Source organism: Pseudomonas sp. D1-1, assembly GCF_051132225.1.
Lineage (GTDB): Bacteria > Pseudomonadota > Gammaproteobacteria > Pseudomonadales > Pseudomonadaceae > Aquipseudomonas.
Genome location: NZ_CP071676.1, coordinates 4100000 through 4119052 on the forward strand (window position 1 = coordinate 4100000; position 19053 = coordinate 4119052).

At 52.9% G+C, this 19053-nt stretch carries 16 protein-coding genes; 9 read left to right on the forward strand and 7 right to left on the reverse strand.

Translation table 11 applies throughout. The features are described 5' to 3' along the window. Nucleotides 1-6 precede the first annotated feature (6 nt). The 5 genes from rfbA to ihfB form a co-directional block, all read right to left on the reverse strand. Entirely contained in the window at nt 7-897 is an 891-nt protein-coding gene (gene rfbA / locus J3P86_RS18315; RefSeq protein ID WP_434629359.1) for a glucose-1-phosphate thymidylyltransferase RfbA, read from the reverse strand. Continuing rightward, nucleotides 894-1787, reverse strand: a complete 894-nt coding sequence (rfbD, locus tag J3P86_RS18320) for a dTDP-4-dehydrorhamnose reductase (RefSeq protein WP_434629357.1) — start codon at nt 1785-1787, stop codon at nt 894-896. Before rfbD ends, rfbA begins: the two co-directional genes overlap by 4 nt. Beyond that, a complete protein-coding gene (gene rfbB, locus J3P86_RS18325; protein WP_434698589.1) occupies nt 1784-2860 on the reverse strand; it encodes a dTDP-glucose 4,6-dehydratase in 1077 nt (358 codons plus the stop codon). Before rfbB ends, rfbD begins: the two co-directional genes overlap by 4 nt. A gap of 225 nt (nt 2861-3085) precedes the next feature. Next, entirely contained in the window at nt 3086-3325 is a 240-nt protein-coding gene (locus tag J3P86_RS18330) for a DUF1049 domain-containing protein (RefSeq protein WP_434698590.1), read from the reverse strand. Between the two features lie 26 nt (nt 3326-3351). Continuing rightward, a complete protein-coding gene (gene ihfB / locus J3P86_RS18335; protein WP_434698591.1) occupies nt 3352-3642 on the reverse strand; it encodes an integration host factor subunit beta in 291 nt (96 codons plus the stop codon). A gap of 859 nt (nt 3643-4501) precedes the next feature. Between ihfB and J3P86_RS18340 the strand changes: the two genes are divergently transcribed. The 9 genes from J3P86_RS18340 to J3P86_RS18380 all read left to right on the forward strand — a co-directional run bounded on the left by J3P86_RS18340 (nt 4502) and on the right by J3P86_RS18380 (nt 16749). Continuing rightward, nucleotides 4502-5629 (forward strand): DegT/DnrJ/EryC1/StrS family aminotransferase, encoded by a 1128-nt coding sequence (locus J3P86_RS18340; RefSeq protein ID WP_434629345.1) that lies wholly within the window; start codon nt 4502-4504, stop codon nt 5627-5629. A gap of 62 nt (nt 5630-5691) precedes the next feature. Beyond that, entirely contained in the window at nt 5692-6138 is a 447-nt protein-coding gene (locus tag J3P86_RS18345) for a GNAT family N-acetyltransferase (RefSeq protein WP_434698592.1), read from the forward strand. After that, a complete protein-coding gene (locus J3P86_RS18350; RefSeq protein ID WP_434629338.1) occupies nt 6135-6932 on the forward strand; it encodes an ABC transporter permease in 798 nt (265 codons plus the stop codon). Before J3P86_RS18345 ends, J3P86_RS18350 begins: the two co-directional genes overlap by 4 nt. Then, a complete protein-coding gene (locus J3P86_RS18355; protein ID WP_434629336.1) occupies nt 6929-7687 on the forward strand; it encodes an ABC transporter ATP-binding protein in 759 nt (252 codons plus the stop codon). The genes J3P86_RS18350 and J3P86_RS18355 overlap by 4 nt, the downstream gene beginning before the upstream one ends. A 268-nt stretch (nt 7688-7955) precedes the next feature. Continuing rightward, nucleotides 7956-11192 carry a glycosyltransferase gene (locus tag J3P86_RS18360; RefSeq protein ID WP_434629334.1) on the forward strand — a complete coding sequence of 1079 codons (3237 nt, stop codon included), beginning with the start codon at nt 7956-7958 and terminating at the stop codon, nt 11190-11192. Continuing rightward, nucleotides 11182-13128, forward strand: a complete 1947-nt coding sequence (locus tag J3P86_RS18365; protein ID WP_434698593.1) for a methyltransferase domain-containing protein — start codon at nt 11182-11184, stop codon at nt 13126-13128. The genes J3P86_RS18360 and J3P86_RS18365 overlap by 11 nt, the downstream gene beginning before the upstream one ends. Continuing rightward, nucleotides 13128-14345 carry a glycosyltransferase family protein gene (locus J3P86_RS18370; protein ID WP_434629328.1) on the forward strand — a complete coding sequence of 406 codons (1218 nt, stop codon included), beginning with the start codon at nt 13128-13130 and terminating at the stop codon, nt 14343-14345. The genes J3P86_RS18365 and J3P86_RS18370 overlap by 1 nt, the downstream gene beginning before the upstream one ends. Before the next feature lie 41 nt (nt 14346-14386). After that, the gene (locus J3P86_RS18375; RefSeq protein WP_434629325.1) at nt 14387-15739 is read left to right on the forward strand and encodes a UDP-glucose dehydrogenase family protein; all 1353 of its coding nucleotides are present in this window, start codon (nt 14387-14389) and stop codon (nt 15737-15739) included. After that, entirely contained in the window at nt 15736-16749 is a 1014-nt protein-coding gene (locus J3P86_RS18380) for an NAD-dependent epimerase (protein WP_434629323.1), read from the forward strand. The genes J3P86_RS18375 and J3P86_RS18380 overlap by 4 nt, the downstream gene beginning before the upstream one ends. Nucleotides 16750-16842: 93 nt before the next feature. Here J3P86_RS18380 and J3P86_RS18385 read toward each other — a convergent pair whose 3' ends face one another. Continuing rightward, the gene (locus J3P86_RS18385; RefSeq protein WP_434629320.1) at nt 16843-17121 is read right to left on the reverse strand and encodes a hypothetical protein; all 279 of its coding nucleotides are present in this window, start codon (nt 17119-17121) and stop codon (nt 16843-16845) included. A 201-nt stretch (nt 17122-17322) separates the two neighbouring features. Next, entirely contained in the window at nt 17323-19011 is a 1689-nt protein-coding gene (gene rpsA, locus J3P86_RS18390; RefSeq protein WP_186704721.1) for a 30S ribosomal protein S1, read from the reverse strand. Nucleotides 19012-19053 lie beyond the last annotated feature (42 nt).

A 19053-nucleotide genomic window follows, 5' to 3' on the forward strand; every position in this document is an offset into this window, starting at 1 on the left:
AGCGACTCAGGGATTGGACAAGCGCAGCAGTTTCTGCAAATACTGACCGTATCCGGTTTTTTTCAGAGCCTCTGCCTGGACAGCCAACTGCTCGGCGGTGATCCAGTCATTGTTGTATGCAATCTCTTCCAGACACGCCACTTTCAAGCCTTGTCTCTGCTCGATCGTATGCACAAAGTGACTGGCTTCCAACAGCGAATCGTGGGTACCCGTATCCAGCCATGCAAAGCCACGCCCGAGCATTTCCACATTAAGCTCCTTCTGCTCAAGATAAGCACGGTTGACATCCGTGATTTCCAGCTCTCCACGCGCAGAAGGCTTGATATTCCTGGCTATCTCTACAACCTGATTGTCGTAAAAATAAAGACCAGTCACTGCGTAGCTGGATTTCGGATTGGCCGGCTTCTCTTCGATGCTCAACGCGCGACCGGTCGCATCAAACTCCACCACACCAAACCGCTCAGGGTCCGACACGTGATATCCGAATACTGTTGCGCCTTGCTCTTGCATGCAGGCAGAACGCAGGTTCTCCGAAAAATGCTGACCGTAGAAGATATTATCCCCGAGAATAAGACAGCAGGGATCCTGGCCGATGAACGTTTCCCCAATAATGAAGGCCTGAGCCAGACCATCCGGGCTAGGCTGCTCGGCATAGGTCAGTTTGATTCCGTACTGGCTGCCGTCGCCCAGCAACTTACGAAAACATGGCAGGTCTTCAGGCGTGGAAATAATCAGGATCTCACGCATGCCTGCAAGCATCAGTACAGACAAGGGATAGAAAATCATCGGCTTGTCGTAAATCGGCAACATCTGCTTGGACACGCCGAGAGTCAATGGGTGCAGTCTTGTGCCTGAACCACCGGCGAGGATGATGCCCTTACGATTTGTCGTGGTCATTTGTCTAAAACTTCCCTAAGCATTCGGGTTACGCCACTTTGCCAATCCGGCAAGTGTAAAGAAAAACTGTCGCGCAGTTTCTGAGTATTCAATCGTGAATTCAAAGGACGGCGAGCGGTAGCGGGGTAAGCAGTTGCCTCGATCGGTTCGACCGACTCGACAGCAAGCGCCTCACCGCTCGCCTTGGCAAAATCAATCACATAATTAGCATAACCGTACCATGACACTTCCCCCCTGGCCGCCAAATGGTAGAGACCCGCCAATTCAGGGTGGTCTATGGCCTGCCGAAGAACCAGGGCCGTCACGTCCGCGATTAATTCAGCACTGGTGGGGGCGCCAATCTGGTCCGCAATCACTCTCAAGGTTTCGCGCTCCGCTGCCAAGCGCAGCATCGTCTTGGCAAAATTATTACCACGAGCACTGTATACCCAACTAGTACGAAAAATCAGGTATTTGCATCCTGTCGCGATTATGGCCCGCTCGCCGGCCAACTTACTCATGCCGTAATAATTTACGGGCGCGACCTTGTCAGCTTCCTGCCAAGGAACCACCCCTTGGCCACCAAAAACGTAGTCGCTCGAGTAATGGACCAGCCAGGCGCCCAAGCGTAAAGCCTCCTCGGCCATCACCCCACTTGCCTGCCTGTTCACGCGATCAGCCAAATCCTTTTCAGACTCGGCTTTATCAACCGCTGTATAAGCTGCCGCATTGACAATAACGTCCGGCTCGACTTGGCGAATCATCGCACGCAGCGCATCAAGGTCGGATACGTCCAGATATGGGCCATCGTCCGAATGACGCGCGAGAGCGGTCAACTCTCCAAGCGGAGCGAGTGAGCGCTGAAGTTCCCACCCAATCTGTCCATTCTTACCAAGTAGGAGGACTTTCATGCGCTGTTAGGGCGTCCCGCGTAGTTCTGATCAATCCATTGCTGGTAGCTACCGCTCTTCACATGAGCCACCCATTCCGGGTTGTTCAGATACCACTCGACCGTTTTACGCAGGCCAGTCTCAAAGGTTTCCTCTGGCACCCAACCCAACTCGCGCTGGATTTTGCTGGCGTCGATGGCGTAACGCTGGTCGTGGCCCGGACGGTCCTCAACGTAGGTGATAAGACTGGCATGTGGATGAAAAGCAGAGTCCGGACACAGGTCGTCAAGGAGCTCGCAGAGCGCGCGCACGACTTCGATGTTCTGTTTTTCATTGTGTCCACCGATGTTGTAGGTTTCGCCTACGGCACCTTTGGTCACAACGCAGTAGAGGGCGCGAGCGTGATCTTCGACGTATAGCCAATCACGAACCTGATCACCCTTGCCATAGACGGGCAGAGACTTGCCTTCCAGTGCGTTAAGAATGATCAGCGGAATCAGCTTTTCAGGGAAATGGCACGGACCATAATTATTGGAACAATTGGTGACCAGCGTTGGCAGTCCGTACGTTCGTGCCCATGCACGGACCAAGTGGTCGGAGCTGGCTTTGCTCGCAGAGTACGGTGAGCTTGGCTGATAGGGAGTAGTTTCGGTGAACAGGTCTTCCGGCCCTTCAAGATCTCCGTAGACTTCATCGGTGGAAATATGATGAAAGCGAAAATCCTTCTTGCGCGCGGTATCGAGTGACGCCCAATAGTGGCGCGCAGCTTCCAGTAATGTGTAGGTACCAATGATATTGGTCTGGATGAATTCAGATGGGCCAGTGATCGAGCGGTCTACATGCGACTCAGCTGCCAAATGCATGATCGCATCAGGTTGATACTCATTCAGTACCCGGTCCATCTGGTTGCGATCGCAGATATCGACGTGCTCGAACGCATATCGCGGGCTCAGGCTCGCTTCGGCAAGCGACTCCAGGTTACCGGCATACGTAAGCTTATCGACATTGATGACAGAATCGGTGGTATTGGAAATGATATGACGGATGACTGCCGACCCGATAAACCCGGCGCCGCCGGTTACTAGAATTTTCACTCGAAACCATACCCTTGAGTTACTGACAGGCCTCAACGGAGCACTGTCTAAATCCATGAACGCAAAAGCCAAGCAAAATCGCCAGGATCTTCTGCGGAAATCATCTGACCGATGCAGGAACGTTTCTGATCGTAGAGGCGCAGCATTTTACAGCTTAGCGAGGGATTTACTAATGGATAAGACAACTCGTAACGAAAAATCGGCAGGCAACTTCAGTGGTCGCTCTCAGCCTCCTTTATTACGCGAAGCTCTGAATCTGCGCCCTAGGTTCCACCCGATGAGCGGCCCGATGCTCATACCGAGCAGCAACGCGAAGACCATAAGCATTGAGATTGGGAGTTCCGGCGCCTTCCAACCAAGGAAGAGCAACGATGTCGGCTCCTGATTCTCCAGGACAAAGGTCAGGGTCGCCAGAACCAGCAACAGAGCAAACAACGCCAGTAGCGTGCGCATCATGTTGCGCATGGAACTCTTTTGATATCTGCTTCCTGTCAATGTCCCTCCTCCTCATTCACGCGATCTCGCAACTCCTTGCCTGGCTTGAAATGAGGAACGAACTTTCCGTCGAGACTTACAGACTGGCCTGTCTTGGGATTTCGGCCGACACGTGGCGCGCGATAATGCAGGGAAAAGCTGCCAAAACCGCGGATCTCTATTCGATCACCAGTTGCAAGGCATTGTGACATCTGTTCAAGCATAGTCTTGATGGCCAACTCGACATCCTTGGACGAGAGCAGCCCTTGATGGGTGACAATTCGTTCGATCAACTCCGATTTCGTCATATTTTTCCCTTCTTTTTCAAGCAGCTAGACCAGCGCTTCAGTGGTTTTAGCACGCTCGGAGGCTTTTGAACAGCCCGCCGCCTTGACTTATCGCCCCACTCCCCTTCGTGAGTGAAGGCCTAGCCAACCGAAGCCCCTGAAACGCCCTCCACGGCTATTGCCGGATTCCTTCTGGAGGACACGCGAATATGATCGATGTCAGGACAAGGCAGTCGACGAAAATGCGACTGACCCGATGCAGCTCGCTACCGCTTTGCAACACCGGAGCGTAAGCACCAATCATTACAAAATGTTCGTCGTAGCGAATTATTCTGCCTTGGCCCCTGCCTGTCTTCCTCGAAAAAAAGCGATGAATTCCTGCGCTCCTCCCAAAGGGATGGCTTCAGGAGCTACTTATGACTATCATTCCTCCCGTGTAGGATTAGTGGACATACTCAGGTGAGATACTCAGCTGCAGTTGTCGGAAAAATCGACTTAACAACTGACTCGCCATGATTCCACCACCACGAATCTGTGCCTGGGCGACCAGGACTTGGCTTGACATGACGAATTGTTTTCACCCACGAAATCCTCCTGCTACGACCACGCTGCGCTTCAGGTCTCTGGATGTGCCCAGCAGGTAGCAGAAGTGGGAAACACCGTCAGAGGTAGAAAGACCTCTTGCCCACAAAACGAGAGATGGAGAATGCGCTCAGCCCCTTGAACTTCACCCCGCTTGACCGGCCCGCGCGCCACAAAAACAGAACCTGGGTATCGACCTTCGTCGTCGGGCACCAAGCCTTCACCCAACACTTGCACAACACCCGATCGGTACGTAACGCCTTAGATCTTTGGCCAACCTACCTATAAGGATATTCCCATGTCGATTCAGCTGTTCGTTCCAAAATTCCGCATCGATGAATGCCTCGCTGCGATCCGCGAATGCCTTGAAAAAGGCTGGACCGGCCTCGGCTTCAAGACAGCCACCATGGAAGAGGAATGGAAAACCTACACAGGTTTGCCGCACGCCCACTTCCTGAGCTCAAACACCGTCGGCCTACACCTGGCCGTCGAGCTGTTCAAGACCAAGTTCGGCTGGGCCGACGACGATGAGGTCATCACCACTCCACTGACCTTTATTTCCACCAACCATGCCATCCTGTACGCGGGAATGAAGCCAGTGTTCGCGGATGTCGACGAATCCCTGTGCCTGGATCCGGAAAGCGTGGTTGAGCGAATCACCGCAAAGACCAAAGCACTGATTTTCGTCGGTATCGGCGGTAATATCGGTCAGTATCAGAAGATCGTGGAAATCTGCAGAGATCGCGGTATCAAGTTGATTCTCGATGCGGCTCATATGGCTGGCACTCGATTCAACGGCAAGCATGTCGGTCAAGAAGCAGACAGCGTTGTATTCAGTTTCCAAGCGGTCAAGAACCTGCCAACCGCCGACTCTGGCATGATCTGCTTCAAGGATCAGGAAGACGATGAACGCGTTCGCAAGCTGACTTGGCTGGGCATCAACAAGGACACCTTTGCGCGCACCGCGGCACAGGGCGCCTACAAGTGGATGTATGACGTCGAAGAGTTGGGTTACAAGTATCACGGCAACTCGATCATGGCTGCCATGGGCCTGGTACAGCTCAAGTATTTGGATCAGGACAACGCTTATCGCCGTCAGCTTGCCACTTGGTATCGCCAGAATCTCGCGGGTCATGCAAAGATTCGCATTGTCGACGTGACGCCAGGTTGCGAGTCATCGACGCACCTGCTTCAAATCCGAGTCAAGGATCGCGACGCACTGATGCTGGCTCTGAACGAGCACCAGATCTATCCTGGCGTCCACTACCGCGACAACACCGAGTATGCCATGTACTCATTTGGTGCAGGCACTTGCCCTAAAGCCGCACAGGCCAGCCTGGAAATCCTGTCGCTGCCAATGCACCTCGGCCTCACGCGCGCCGACGTCGATACCGTGTGCGAACTCCTGATCCGCTACGCAAAATGAAGCGTTCACTCCCCTCGTTTGGAGACGACGCGTTGCGTCTTCGCTTAATCGAAGAGAGTGACTTGCATGAGACCTTGTCCTGGCGAAACCGGGACGAGGCTCGTGTCTGGTTCAAGACTTCGGCCCTATTGACCTATGAGCAGCATTCCAACTGGTTCCACAATCACTACCAACCGAAGGATAATGACTTTCTGTTTGTAGTCGAAGCAGACGGTGCGCTGGTGGGACAAGCCTCGGTGTACGCGATTGACTGGCAACAGCGCTCAGCCGAAGTTGGCCGATTCCTGGCCGATCCCGATCACTCGGGACGGGGCCATATCAGCCGAGCCTGCGGGCACCTGCTGGACATCTGTTGGGACGCACTGGACTTGGAGTATGTATTTCTTGAAGTCATCGAGACTAATGAACGTGCAATCCGCCTTTATCTCCGGCATGGTTTTCGTGAAGAGCAGCGCTACGAGGGACTGATTAGAATGGGCGTCCGAAAGAACCAGGCGGGAATTGAATGACGAGTGTCACAAGACTGTTTATCGATAGCGGCCGCGCATTAAAGATGTGGCGTGTATGGACTTACCTAGGCGTTCAGGACATCAAGGCAAGATTTCATCGATCGTTCATAGGTCCTCTATGGATCGTGTTGACGACCGGTTTCTTCGTGATCGGTGTCGGCTTGATCTACGGATTATTGTTCGGCCAGCCCGTACATGAGTTCCTGCCCTATCTCGCGTGCGGTTTCGCTCTGTGGGGATTTATTGTCGCCTCCATCACTGACGCCAGTGCAACATTCGTCAGGGCTGAAGGATACATAAAGCAATTCTCCTATCCCAAGCAGATTTATTTGCTCAGAACCTTGATATCAAGCGTGATCGTACTACTGATCGGCATTGCCGTAGTGATACCGGTCCAACTCTTCTTCAATGAAGTAAGCGCAATCGGTTGGCTATGCGCAATCCCAGGCTTGTTGCTTCTTGTTATGGCGGCATTGGGTCATATCACGATCAGCGCCTACCTCGGCGCGCGTTTTCGGGATTTCCCCCACGCAATGGCGGTCATGCTGCAAATGTTGTTTTTTGTCACTCCCATCATGTTTCCAATCAAGATGTTGCATGATAAAGGACTCGGATTTATCTATCAGCTCAATCCGCTTTACTATCTCATTGATGTAGTACGCCACCCCATCATCCAAGGTGAATTGGCACTGCCGGAAAATTATCTTTGGGCAGGTGTCTATGTACTGGTCTCCTGGATAGTGGCACTGCTGGCAGCCCTCAAGCTCGACTCTCGCGTGGTTTTCCTGTTATGACTCATGCATCGCTTGTTTTGAAGAATGTCGATATCACCTTCGAAGGAGCATTGAGTAGCGAAGAAGGATTGAAAAGCTGGGTCAAACGCAAGCTGCTCACTCGTAAAGCTGCAACTGCCACCAACTATCGTATCGCCGCGCTTCAAGACATCAATCTTGAAATCAATCATGGAGAGCGCGTCGGCCTGATCGGACTCAATGGCGCGGGCAAAAGTACTCTGCTCAAAGTGATGGCAGATATCTACCCCCCGACATCCGGAACAGTTTTGATCAAGGGCCATGTCTGCCCAATGTTCGAATTTGCTACCGGCTTCGAAATGAATCAATCCGGCTGGGACAACATCCGTATCCGCGGGCTGCTCCTGGGGATGTCTCCGGAGGCGATCGAAGAAAAGCTTCCTGAGATCGCGAAGTTTACCGAATTGGGCGATTTCCTAGACTACCCGGTTCGAACCTATTCCTCTGGCATGTTCATTCGCTTGGCATTCGCTGTATCGACCAGTATCAACCCGGAAATCCTTTTGATTGATGAGGTGATGGGGGCCGGCGACATTTCCTTTGCCGAAAAAGCCAAGCGCAGAATGTTCGAGTTTATGGAGCAGGGAAAAATTCTCGTCTTTACCACCCACAACTTCAGTCTTTTGAACGATTTCTGCAACAGGACAATATGGCTGCATAAAGGTCAGATAGTGGCTGACGGCCCTACTGACGAAATCGTAAAACGCTACAACGAAGCGCATACGAATAGCCTGTGAGTTCAACGTTAACGAACAGCACCAAGCATCAGGAAGAATAATGGAAAGGACATCAGCATCAGCCCACCCCCTCATGTTACCCGTGTTTACCGTCCCCCTGCGGGAAGCACGGACATTTTCAACTCTCTGCTAATGACGATTTTGGCACGGCCCACCACGTCAACATTGGCAAGCTCACACCTTGGCTTTATCTGGAAATCCCGCCAATGGTTGAACGCCTTCTCTCTTTACAGCTCTATGCCTCAATTAGGCAGCCTTTGGAACAGCCATGAAATTTAGCGATTTTTCCACTGATCTGAAAATCCACGCCAGTCCCAGAGCTCCATCGACTCCCAAAGTCACCGTGATCCTGCCAACTTATTCTCGTGGTCATGGCCCGCTGCAGGAAGCCATCGAAAGTGTCTTGGCTCAAAACTACAGCGATTTCGAGCTGATCATCGTCGATGATGGTTCTCGGGACGGTACCGCGCTCGTGCTGCAAGAGTACCTGAAGAAAGACCCGCGAATCATCGTCCACTCCTACCACAAGAACAGTGGTCTGCCGGCTCTTCGGGTCAATCAGGCGGCGCTACGGGCGAAGGGCAAGTACATCGCCTATCAGTTCGACGATGATCAATGGACTGAACACAGTTTGCAGGTACGTGTAGAGCAACTGGATAAATGCAACAAACCGGCAGTAGTGTATGCGAATGCCAGTGTTGATATTGCCCTCGCTGATGGCACGACGACTTCAAGGACGCTGGGCGGCCCTTTCAATTACGGTCTCTTGATGAACGGTAACTACATCGCCAACAACACGGTGATGCATCACAAAGCGCTGTTCGACGTCGCTGGCATGTATGACGCTCACGTAATGATGCGCCGATACTCAGACTATGACTTGTGGCTGAGATTCGCCAAGCATGCCGACATCATTTGGGTCGACGAAGTGACGTCCCACGTGCGCGCCAACCTGGCGGACTCCTTGGGTAAGGAGATTCCATTGTTCTTCACTCGTTATCGCAAGAGTCTACCCATCCCCCGTGATCACCTGTTGACGCCTGCCGCGATCGACAATTATGACGTCGTTGACCTTTCACAGTTCTCCGGTGCATTTACCGATGCGGAGATCGATGAGTATCGCCGAATGGAGGCAATCCCCTTCCTGACGAAATTCAACGATTATTGCAGCGATGACGAAATGGCTGTGGCGGCAAGTGCCCGCGGCCGCAAGCTTCATCTGCTGACCGCCAAACCGGACTATTCCACGTCGATTGACGTCACAATAAATAACTTTGCGTTGCTACCGGCACAACGCGCAATCAGCAGTACATTCGTCAAAGAGAACGAGCTGTTGACTATCGACGTGACCGGTATCGACGTGGCTGTGCTCTACCGCACCGTTGGTGCTGCGGCCAGTCACTTCGTCAACATCCAAAAAGGTAAGACGCCTACGGCTTATCTGATGGACGATAATATGCTGCACTTTCACGCTGTGGGCCCGCAGCACGGTTTTCTTGCACCTGGAACACCGGCTTATCAGGAAATCGTTCATCAGATCAAGAACGTGGATACCTGCATCGGCTACAGCGAGGCGATCAATGAAGACTTGCTACAACTCAACAGCAAGACCGTGCGACTCCAAACCAACATCAATGCTCGTTTCGTCCGGCAGCGGAAATATGATCGCGCTAAACGCCTGAAAGTCGCCGTTATGTCCGGTGCGGTGCGCGAAGACATTCTGAGAGAGCTTTGGCCAGCCCTTGCGAACTTTGCCCGCCGGTATTCAGAGACGGTGGAGTTTCATTTCTGGGGCCTGGACCCGGAAAAATTCGGCCCCCTGGACTGTCCGGTCCATTTCAAACCGTTCACCCACGTCTATGAAAGCTATGTTCGGGATCTGAGCACGAGCAGCTTCGACGTAGCGCTGGTCCCACTGGACTTCGGTACCCGGGCAGCACGCAGCAAAAGCCCGGTCAAGCTCCTGGAGTCAGTCGCCGCTGGCGCGATATGCATCTTCACCGATACCATCCCTTACTCCAGTATTCCAGACGCTTGTTGTCTCAAGGTTGAAAATACCGTGGCAGCTTGGGAGGAGGCACTGCTAAAGGCCTATGAGATGGGCCAGCAAGAGCGAACGACAATGCTCGAAAATGCTCGTGAACTGGTTCTGTCCCGGTATACCACCGAGTCGCAGTTCTACGACTTCCTGGCGACGTTCGAATCCGTTCGCTTGCACTCCAGGCTCGGCGATAAAACAATCGCCTATGCATTTCACGAAGCCGCCCTGGGTGGCGCCACGCTTCACTTGATCAGACATGCAAGCCTGTTGGTATCCCTTGGCTTTCGCGTCGTAGGGATCGTTCCCAAAGACCCCATCTACAGCGCCGCTTTCAAATCTCGCTGGGACGCCGCCACTGACAGGGCGAATCTCATTGAAGAGAGCTGGCCTTCAGGCTACGTTGAGCCCCCCCTGCCCCAGCGCCCATTTCAACGCGAGGATGAGTTGGCGGCCGATCAACTTGCCCGTCGCCTGGCCCACCAGAAGATTGGTCTTCTTCACTTCGCGACGTGGTCGCCCACCATGAGTCTGCTGGCCAAGCGTTTGGGCATCCCGTGTACCGCAAGTGTCCACCAGTATTATGAAGGGGCGGAAGGCTTTATCGACCGTTTCGCCGATTCGATCCACTGCTCCTCGCTTACCCACGGGCTCAAATGGGCACGTCTGTCGAAAAGCCCTGCCAGACGAATCGTCTGTCCAGTCTCTTGCGACTACTTCGACTCTTTCCGAGTAAATCGGGAGCGAGTTGCAAAAAGTCGGAACACCTTGCGAATACTGGTCTCAGGTACGCTCCAGCCAAGAAAAAACCAGCTTGGCGCGATCCAGGCGGCGATACTTTTGAATGAGGCGGGCCTGGATGTATCGGTGGATTTGATTGGCTATGACGTATTCAATGATGCCTACTTGGGCCAGTGTAAGTCATTGATCGCAGCCAGCGACTTCAAAGACAAATTCACCATTTACGGTTTCATCGATGACCCGAAACCTTTTTATGACAAGGCGGATCTTCTGCTGATTTCAGCCATCGACGAATCGATGCCGCAAACCATGCTACAAGCCATGGCCATGGGCATCCCTGTTGTGTCGACCAACGTCGGCGGCGTAGCTGAGATTATCAAGCATCGCTACAGTGGCTTCATCTCCCGGGATCACAGCCCTGAAGCGTTGGCCGCAGCGATTTCGGAATATGCGCAGCTGTCGGCGGATCAGCGTTTGGAAATCGTTGACCGGGCCCAGCGATCAATGCAATTTCTCGCCAAACCTACATACGTTCGTTCCGAACTGGTGGACTTGTACAATCAGGCCTTTGACGAGTTCTCCAAACATAAGACCGGCGCACAGCCATCAACGATCGCAGAACACACGCTATCAATGCTCTCGCACGAGGACATGCTACTCGAAACACTTTTTGAAACGCGCAAACACATCAGTCAATTGAGCAGAGCGCTGGATAATGAAACCTGAAAACGAACCAGTAAGAATCGACCTCGGTTGCGGCAAACGCAAACAGGACGGTTTCATCGGAATTGACCGTTTCCCCATGCCAGAAGTCGATATCCTGGCAGATATCGATACCGTTCTGCCGCTAGAAGATAACTCGGTCGACGTATTGTTCTCGTCACATGCCCTGGAACATACCAAGGACTTGATGTTCACGATGCGCGAGATCTATCGGATTTGTAAGCATGGCGCGCAAGTATGTATCATCGCGCCCTACTACGAACAAAAGCTGAACGTCGCCAACCCCTATCATCTTATGGTGTTCAACGAACACACGCCTCGTTTCTGGACGGATCACCCCGAGACTCCGGTAGACGTACTTGACTATGCCGATCCGATACAGCGTCCATGGGGTCTTTCAAAGTCGGACAATTCGAACCCAGGGCTCGACATCCGTCTGATCAACGTTGAATTTTTCTACTTTCCCGAATACCGCCATTTACCCCTCGATCAAAAGAGAAAGTTTCGTAACGAACGATTCAATGTATGTGACCAGATCATGTACCAACTGATTGTTTGGAAGGGTGATGAATGCTCGCCTGATGCAAGCTTTGCGGATCACGTCAGCGCATTCGTCCCCTATGAACCTCATTACATCAGGCACCTCAAGATGCACGAGCAAGAAGAAATCATTCAGAAGTTCACTCAGACCGAAACATCGCTTCGTCAGCGCATCGAAGATCTGGAGACGCAACTCGCCGGCAAGGCCGCCCCCCTTCATGCTCCTGATCGAAATGTCGAGCAACGAATCAGTGAGCTGTTGGAAGACCGTGCGCAATCCGAACGGCTGCTTCATGAAGCCAGGACGGAAAATCATCAACTTCGCCTGCAAATCATGGGGCTGTTTGAAAAAACTGAACTGCTCAGCACTCAATTGCAGGACAGCAATACTCGTCTGGTGAAATCCGAGCTGCAGCAGCAGTTACTCGATGAGAAAACCATTGATCTCAACGAGCAAAACAGGCGTCTTCATGACGAGGCTGAACAAATGTCTGGCCGTCTCAACGAGTTGTTGGAACGTCTGACACATGCCCAGGCAAATGCCGTAGAGGCCAACCAGGAGATCCTGGTTCTGCTACGGACGAACCAGGAACTGCACGGCAAGCTGGAAGCTCTCGCAAAAATTGACGCAAAAGCTGCGCTGCTCAAGGCAGAACTTTTGACAGCCAACGGCATTATTGATTGGTATCGCACCAAGGAGGGATCCTGGAAAGGCGAGCAGGACAAATTCAAACAGGAACTACTGTCCCTGCAGCAGGTTTCGCAGGGACAGTCGTCTCCATTGCTGCAAGAAGTACAACATTTGAAACAGGCGCTGAACAACGCACAGCAACACGCTCATCATTCCCGCCATGAGGCGCTGCAGGTCATTGACAACCTTCAGGCGGAAGTGAGCGGGTATCGCGCTTCACGCTCGTTGCAACTGGCCTCTCTGTACAAGAGCAAAGGCTCGTTGTGGGATTCGATTTCACCAGCATTTTCCTCCCTCAGGAGCTTTACGGAAAAACACCTCCTCAACACTTCCCGCCCACAGTTGGCGCTGAGTGACGACCTGAGAAATATTCCGTATCGCGAGTATCTGATTCCAGTCAAACAGGAAGATCTATGCCGCGTAACCCTGGCGATCCGTCCGCTGATGCGCGGAACTCAAGGACTGGTTGGCATTGAAATTGTCTCGAAGGATAAAGCGGTGGTCGCTCAAGTCGTCCTGCCGCTCGCTAGCGTGGACCCTGATGCACCAACACATTTCGAACTGCCGGTACCAACCGCACTGGAGCAAAACTGGCACCTGAGGATCTTCGTAAAGGACTCGGACGTCCCCGTGGGTCTTTATGAAGTCAGCGAGTACTCGCTGATAAGGAAACGCTACAAATATTTCCCTTTTGCTGCATTACAGTAATGGTGGAAGGTCGCAGCTTGATAACGCCGAATATAGAGATCCTGCTGGTCATTGAGGGGGAGATTGCTACGACTCATTTGATTGAGCATATGCTCTCCGCCTGCAAACCTTATCGGATCGTTTACCGCAAGGTATTTCTTTCCGCTCTGAAGACGTCGGATATACGGAAGAGCACCATTCCGTTATTCGTCCGCAGCGGCGACCCGTCGCTGCGTCTCTGGATTGACAAGCTGCACAGGGCCAATCATCCCTATATATATTACCTGGATGATAATTTCTGGAAAATCGAAGGCAATTCTCCCATTGCCCTGTATTACCAGCATCCGCTAATTCGTCACACTCTGGAAGCAGCCGTCTGCGGGGCTTACCGGGTACTGACCAACTCGGATTTATTGGCGGAGTTTCTCTGCCAATTCAACAGCAAAATAGAAGTGTTGCCTTCGTTCTTCGATTTTTCCCTGTTAAAACCCGTGCAGGACATTTCCCACGACGAGCTGCGCATCGGATTTGCCGGGAGCCCATCCAGAGTTGATGATCTGAATATCATCAAACCGGTCATTCAACCCATCCTGGATACCTATCCGCACGTCGTTTTCGAGTTTATCGGCGCGATGCCGTCAGGCATAGAACCTGATAGCCGCATCCGCAGCTTTCCGCACAATGCAGATTACGAGGACTTCGTCCATTTCAAGCAGGGCCGTCAATGGGCAATCGGTCTGGCGCCGCTTATCGACAACTACTCGAATCGCTGCAAAACCAATAACAAGTATCGGGAGTATTCAGCGTGCGGCATAGCTGGGATCTATTCCGATATGCCACCGTATCAACGCTCCGTCACCAACGGCGAAACCGGCGTCCTGGCCGAGCACACCACGCAGGCGTGGTTCTCAGCCATCAGTCGACTGATCTCCGACCAGCCGCTACGAGAGAGCATCGCAGCCAATGCATATCAAGACGTATTCGAGAAGCACAGCGTTGAACGAGTAGCTACGATCTGGTCCGACCATTTCACACATGTGCAGCGACACATGAGGCGCACCAAAATCAAAGCGTTGCGAGTCAACAGGCTGAGGTCGTTTATCATCACCCGCTTCCTCCAGCTTGAATCCCTATGGGTAAGGGCTTCTACCGTCTACGCTGAAGGAGGCATGCGCCTGGTTGTCAGGAAGATCGTGAACCGCATCAAGTTCACCTTGGCGTCCAACAAAACTCTTTAAGAGGCCTCGACAGACCTCCCGTATTTATCAGGATCATAATTATGAGAGTTACAATTTTCGGCACGGGCTACGTAGGTCTCGTTACTGGCGCATGCCTTGCCGATGCCGGCCATGAAGTCATGTGCGTCGATATCGACGCCGGAAAGATCGAAGGCCTCAAGCGCGGGATCATCCCCATCTACGAGCCTGGGTTGGATGCGCTGATCGAACAGAATCAGTTGCAGGGCCGATTGCACTTCACGACCGCCCCGCACGAAGGCGTCGACTTCGCAGAATTGCAGATAATAGCCGTGGGGACGCCCCCCAACGAAGACGGCTCCGCAGATCTCCAACATGTACTGGCCGTCGCCCGCACCATTGGCCAGCATATGAGTGACCCAAAAATCATCGTCAACAAATCGACCGTTCCCGTGGGAACGGCCGATAAGGTAACCGATGCGATCAAGGAAACGCTTAGAGCCAGGCAAGTCGAGTTGGACTTCTCAGTATGCTCAAATCCGGAGTTCCTGAAGGAAGGTTCAGCCATTGAGGACTTTTCCAAGGCAGCACGCATCATTGTCGGGACCGACTCGGAAATGGTCAGAACAGTCATGCGTGAATGCTATGCCCCTTACAGCCGCAATCGCGACAAGTTGATTTTTATGGACGTGCGCTCCGCCGAGCTCACTAAATACGCAGCCAATGCAATGCTCGCGACGAAAATCAGCTTCATGAACGAAATTGCTCAGATGGCAGAACGCCTCGGGGCGGACATCGAGCACGTCAGGCTGGGTATCGGCTCAGATCCGCGAATCGGCTTTCAGTTTATCTATCCGGGCTGTGGCTACGGCGGCTCCTGCTTCCCCAAAGACGTCCAGGCGCTGGCTCGCACCGCGCAAGAAATCGGTTATGAAGCCGAGCTGCTCAACGCTGTGGAGTCGGTAAACAATCGTCAAAAAAATGTGCTGTTCAGCAAGCTATCCCACGCCTTCGACCATGAGCTGACCAACAAGACCATCGCAGTCTGGGGGCTTTCCTTCAAACCCAATACTGACGATATGCGCGCCGCTCCGAGCCGCAATTTATTGGAAGCGATCTGGGCAGCGGGGGGAAAAGTCCAAGCATTCGACCCGGCCGCAATGAACGAAACATCTCGGATCTACGGATCACGTAGCGATCTGAAACTGGTGGATAATCGCGAGCAGGCCCTGGAAGGCGCCGATGCGCTGGTCATTTGTACAGAATGGAAGCAGTTCCGTACTGTGGATTTCCAATGGCTCAAGACCCGCCTTAATTTTCCAGTGCTAATCGATGGGCGCAACCTGTTTGATCCGGTTGCCGCCAAGGAAGCCGGGATGATGTATTACGCAATCGGCCGTGGTGATGCCCCACAACCGGAAGGAACGCGCCTGTGAAGGTTTTAGTGACGGGGGCAGCTGGCTTTATCGGCTTTCATGTGAGCCAGGCGCTGCTTGCCCGCGGTGACGAGGTTATCGGCATCGATAACCTGAATGATTATTACGAGGTTTCCCTCAAGGAAGCCCGGCTCGCGCTGCTGACTCCTCATTCTAACTTTCGCTTCATACGGATGGACATTGGCGACCGTAATACAATGGCGGCTCTTTTTGCCAATGAAGGTTTCGACAAAGTTGTCCACCTTGCGGCACAAGCAGGAGTCCGTTACTCACTGGAAAACCCTCTTGCCTATGCGGACAGCAATCTTGTCGGTTTCTTGAACATCCTGGAGGGCTGTCGTCAGGGGAAAATACAGCATTTGGTGTATGCCTCCTCCAGCTCCGTCTATGGAGCAAATGAGAGCATGCCCTTCTCGGTGCACGACAATGTCGACCACCCAGTATCCCTTTACGCAGCGACTAAAAAAGCCAATGAACTGATGGCTCACTCCTATAGCCATCTTTATGGCTTGCCAACTACCGGGTTGCGCTTCTTCACGGTGTACGGGCCTTGGGGGCGGCCTGACATGTCGCCGTTCCTGTTTGTCAGGGCGATATTGCAAGGTAAACCGCTAAAAATCTTCAATTATGGGAAACATCGTCGCGACTTTACTTATATCGACGATATTGTCGAAGGCGTGCTGCAGGCTCTCGACCATACGGCAACGCCAAATACCGACTGGTCAGGGCTGGCGCCAGATCCTGCATCCAGTCGTGCGCCGTGGAAAATCTATAACATCGGAAATAGCCAGCCGGTAGAACTGCTCACCTATATCGGCCATATTGAAAATGCATTGGGGCGAAGCGCGCAGAAGGAACTGCTGCCATTGCAGCCAGGGGATGTTGAACATACTTATGCCGACGTTGAACAGCTAAAGATCGATACCGGTTATGCCCCCAGCACGTCAATAGAAAGCGGCATTAATAAATTCGTGAGCTGGTACAAGAACTTCTACAACGTAGCGGATTGACAACCTTTTGGATGCCGTCGCATTGGCGGCATCCATTGACGCTATTGCTGCTCCAGGCCAGAACGAAGATACACCAGGAAGATCTACTCGCGCTTATCGGCACATGATCAACATCGTACGGGTCAGGTACCCTGCTGGATTAAAACCGAAAGGATACTGATCTTCATCTTTTGCATCATCGGACCGGGTGATGACCTTGTATCCCGCCCCTTTGCATTCCTTTACTGCCCGCTCGTGGCATTTCCCCCACCCCGCCCCTAGGCCCGAACAGTCGACTTGAATACCACTGACGCCGCGCACCGCATGAGGCTTGGCAGCTGTGGTGCACGCAGCCAATGCCAGCATCGTCACCATGATCAAGAATCTATTCATTAATATCCCTTACATCGAGCACTTATCACTCTCCAGTAGTAAGCCAAGAGTGGAAGAGCTAGCCGATCCGCCTAAGGAAGAGACAATTTAGCTGCCAAGTTGGTTTCGCAGCCGGCCGGACAATAGCACCGTTGCTTGCGCCCAAAATTCACCCACAAAAAAGGGCGACCGAAGTCGCCCTTTTTTATGGTCTGACAGAACTCAGTTCTGCTTTTCCATCTGTGCACGCAGCAGGTCGCCCAGAGTGGTAGGACCAGGAGCATCAGTAGCTGGCTTCTCGCGCAGGCTCTGGATTGCTTCTTTCTCTTCAGCATCGTCTTTCGACTTGATGGAGAGCTGGATTACGCGGCTCTTGCGGTCAACGCTGATGATCTTGGCTTCTACTTCTTCGCCTTCTTTCAGAACGTTACGCGCGTCTTCAACGCGGTCACGGCTGATTTCGGAGGCTTTCAGAGTCGCTTCGATATCGTCGGCCAGGGTGATGATGGCGCCTTTGGCGTCAACTTCTTTCACGATGCCCTTAACGATTGCGCCTTTGTCGTTCTCTTGAACGTACTCGGAGAACGGATCGCTTTCCAGTTGCTTGATACCCAGGGAGATGCGCTCGCGCTCTGGGTCAACCGACAGGATAACGGTGTCCAGCTCGTCGCCCTTCTTGAAGCGGCGTACGGCTTCTTCGCCCACTTCGTTCCAGGAGATGTCGGACAGGTGAACCAGGCCGTCGATGCCGCCGTCCAGACCAATGAAGATACCGAAATCGGTGATCGACTTGATGGTGCCGGAGATTTTATCGCCCTTGTTGAACTGGCCAGAGAAGTCTTCCCATGGGTTGGACTTGCACTGCTTGATGCCGAGGGAGATACGACGACGCTCTTCGTCGATGTCCAGAACCATGACTTCCACTTCGTCGCCGACTTGTACGACTTTCGAAGGGTGGATGTTCTTGTTGGTCCAGTCCATTTCGGAAACGTGTACCAGGCCTTCAACGCCTTCTTCCAGCTCAGCGAAGCAGCCGTAGTCGGTGAGGTTGGTAACACGAGCGGTAACGCGAGTGCCTTCTGGGTAACGGGCTTTGATAGCGACCCATGGATCTTCACCCAGTTGCTTGAGGCCCAGGGAAACACGATTGCGCTCGCGATCGTACTTCAGAACCTTGACATCGATCTCGTCGCCAACGTTGACGATTTCCGAAGGATGCTTGATACGCTTCCAGGCCATGTCGGTGATGTGCAGCAGGCCATCGACGCCACCCAGATCGACGAATGCGCCGTAATCGGTGAGGTTCTTGACGATACCCTTGACCTGCTGGCCTTCCTGCAGCGATTCCAGCAGAGCTTCACGCTCGGCGGAGTTCTCGGCTTCCAGGACACTGCGACGGGAAACGACAACGTTGTTGCGCTTCTGGTCCAGCTTGATGACCTTGAATTCCAGCTCTTTGCCTTCCAGGTGCGTGGTGTCGCGCACTGGACGGACGTCAACCAGGGAACCTGGCAGGAACGCACGGATGCCGTTAACGTCGACAGTGAAGCCGCCTTTAACCTTACCGTTGATAACGCCCTTGACCACTTCCTCAGCTGCGAAGGCCGCTTCCAGAACGATCCAGCATTCAGCACGCTTGGCTTTTTCACGGGACAGCTTGGTTTCACCAAAGCCATCTTCAACCGAGTCCAGCGCAACGTGAACTTCGTCACCGACGTTGATGTTCAGTTCGCCAGCGTCGTTGTAGAACTGCTCAAGCGGGATCAGCGCTTCAGACTTCAGACCAGCGTGAACGGTTACCCAGCGAGCCTGGTAATCGATATCAACGATAACGCCGGTGATGATGGAGCCTGCCTGAAGGTTCAGGGTTTTCAAGCTTTCTTCAAAGAGTTCCGCAAAGCTTTCGCTCATTTTAATTCCTGTTGATTAGGGCGAAGTAAACGCCCATCTCCA

Bases quoted from the DNA above. Each gene is read 5' to 3' on its own strand.
- J3P86_RS18365 (WP_434698593.1), top strand. From the start codon at position 11,182: ATGAAACCTGAAAACGAACCAGTAAGAATCGACCTCGGTTGCGGCAAA.
- J3P86_RS18375 (WP_434629325.1), top strand. From the start codon at position 14,387: ATGAGAGTTACAATTTTCGGCACGGGCTACGTAGGTCTCGTTACTGGC.
- J3P86_RS18385 (WP_434629320.1), bottom strand. From the start codon at position 17,121: ATGAATAGATTCTTGATCATGGTGACGATGCTGGCATTGGCTGCGTGC.
- rfbA (WP_434629359.1), bottom strand. From the start codon at position 897: ATGACCACGACAAATCGTAAGGGCATCATCCTCGCCGGTGGTTCAGGC.
- J3P86_RS18340 (WP_434629345.1), top strand. From the start codon at position 4,502: ATGTCGATTCAGCTGTTCGTTCCAAAATTCCGCATCGATGAATGCCTC.
- J3P86_RS18330 (WP_434698590.1), bottom strand. From the start codon at position 3,325: ATGCGCAACATGATGCGCACGCTACTGGCGTTGTTTGCTCTGTTGCTG.
- rfbD (WP_434629357.1), bottom strand. From the start codon at position 1,787: ATGAAAGTCCTCCTACTTGGTAAGAATGGACAGATTGGGTGGGAACTT.
- ihfB (WP_434698591.1), bottom strand. From the start codon at position 3,642: ATGACGAAATCGGAGTTGATCGAACGAATTGTCACCCATCAAGGGCTG.
- J3P86_RS18370 (WP_434629328.1), top strand. From the start codon at position 13,128: ATGGTGGAAGGTCGCAGCTTGATAACGCCGAATATAGAGATCCTGCTG.
- J3P86_RS18355 (WP_434629336.1), top strand. From the start codon at position 6,929: ATGACTCATGCATCGCTTGTTTTGAAGAATGTCGATATCACCTTCGAA.
- rpsA (WP_186704721.1), bottom strand. From the start codon at position 19,011: ATGAGCGAAAGCTTTGCGGAACTCTTTGAAGAAAGCTTGAAAACCCTG.
- J3P86_RS18350 (WP_434629338.1), top strand. From the start codon at position 6,135: ATGACGAGTGTCACAAGACTGTTTATCGATAGCGGCCGCGCATTAAAG.
- J3P86_RS18360 (WP_434629334.1), top strand. From the start codon at position 7,956: ATGAAATTTAGCGATTTTTCCACTGATCTGAAAATCCACGCCAGTCCC.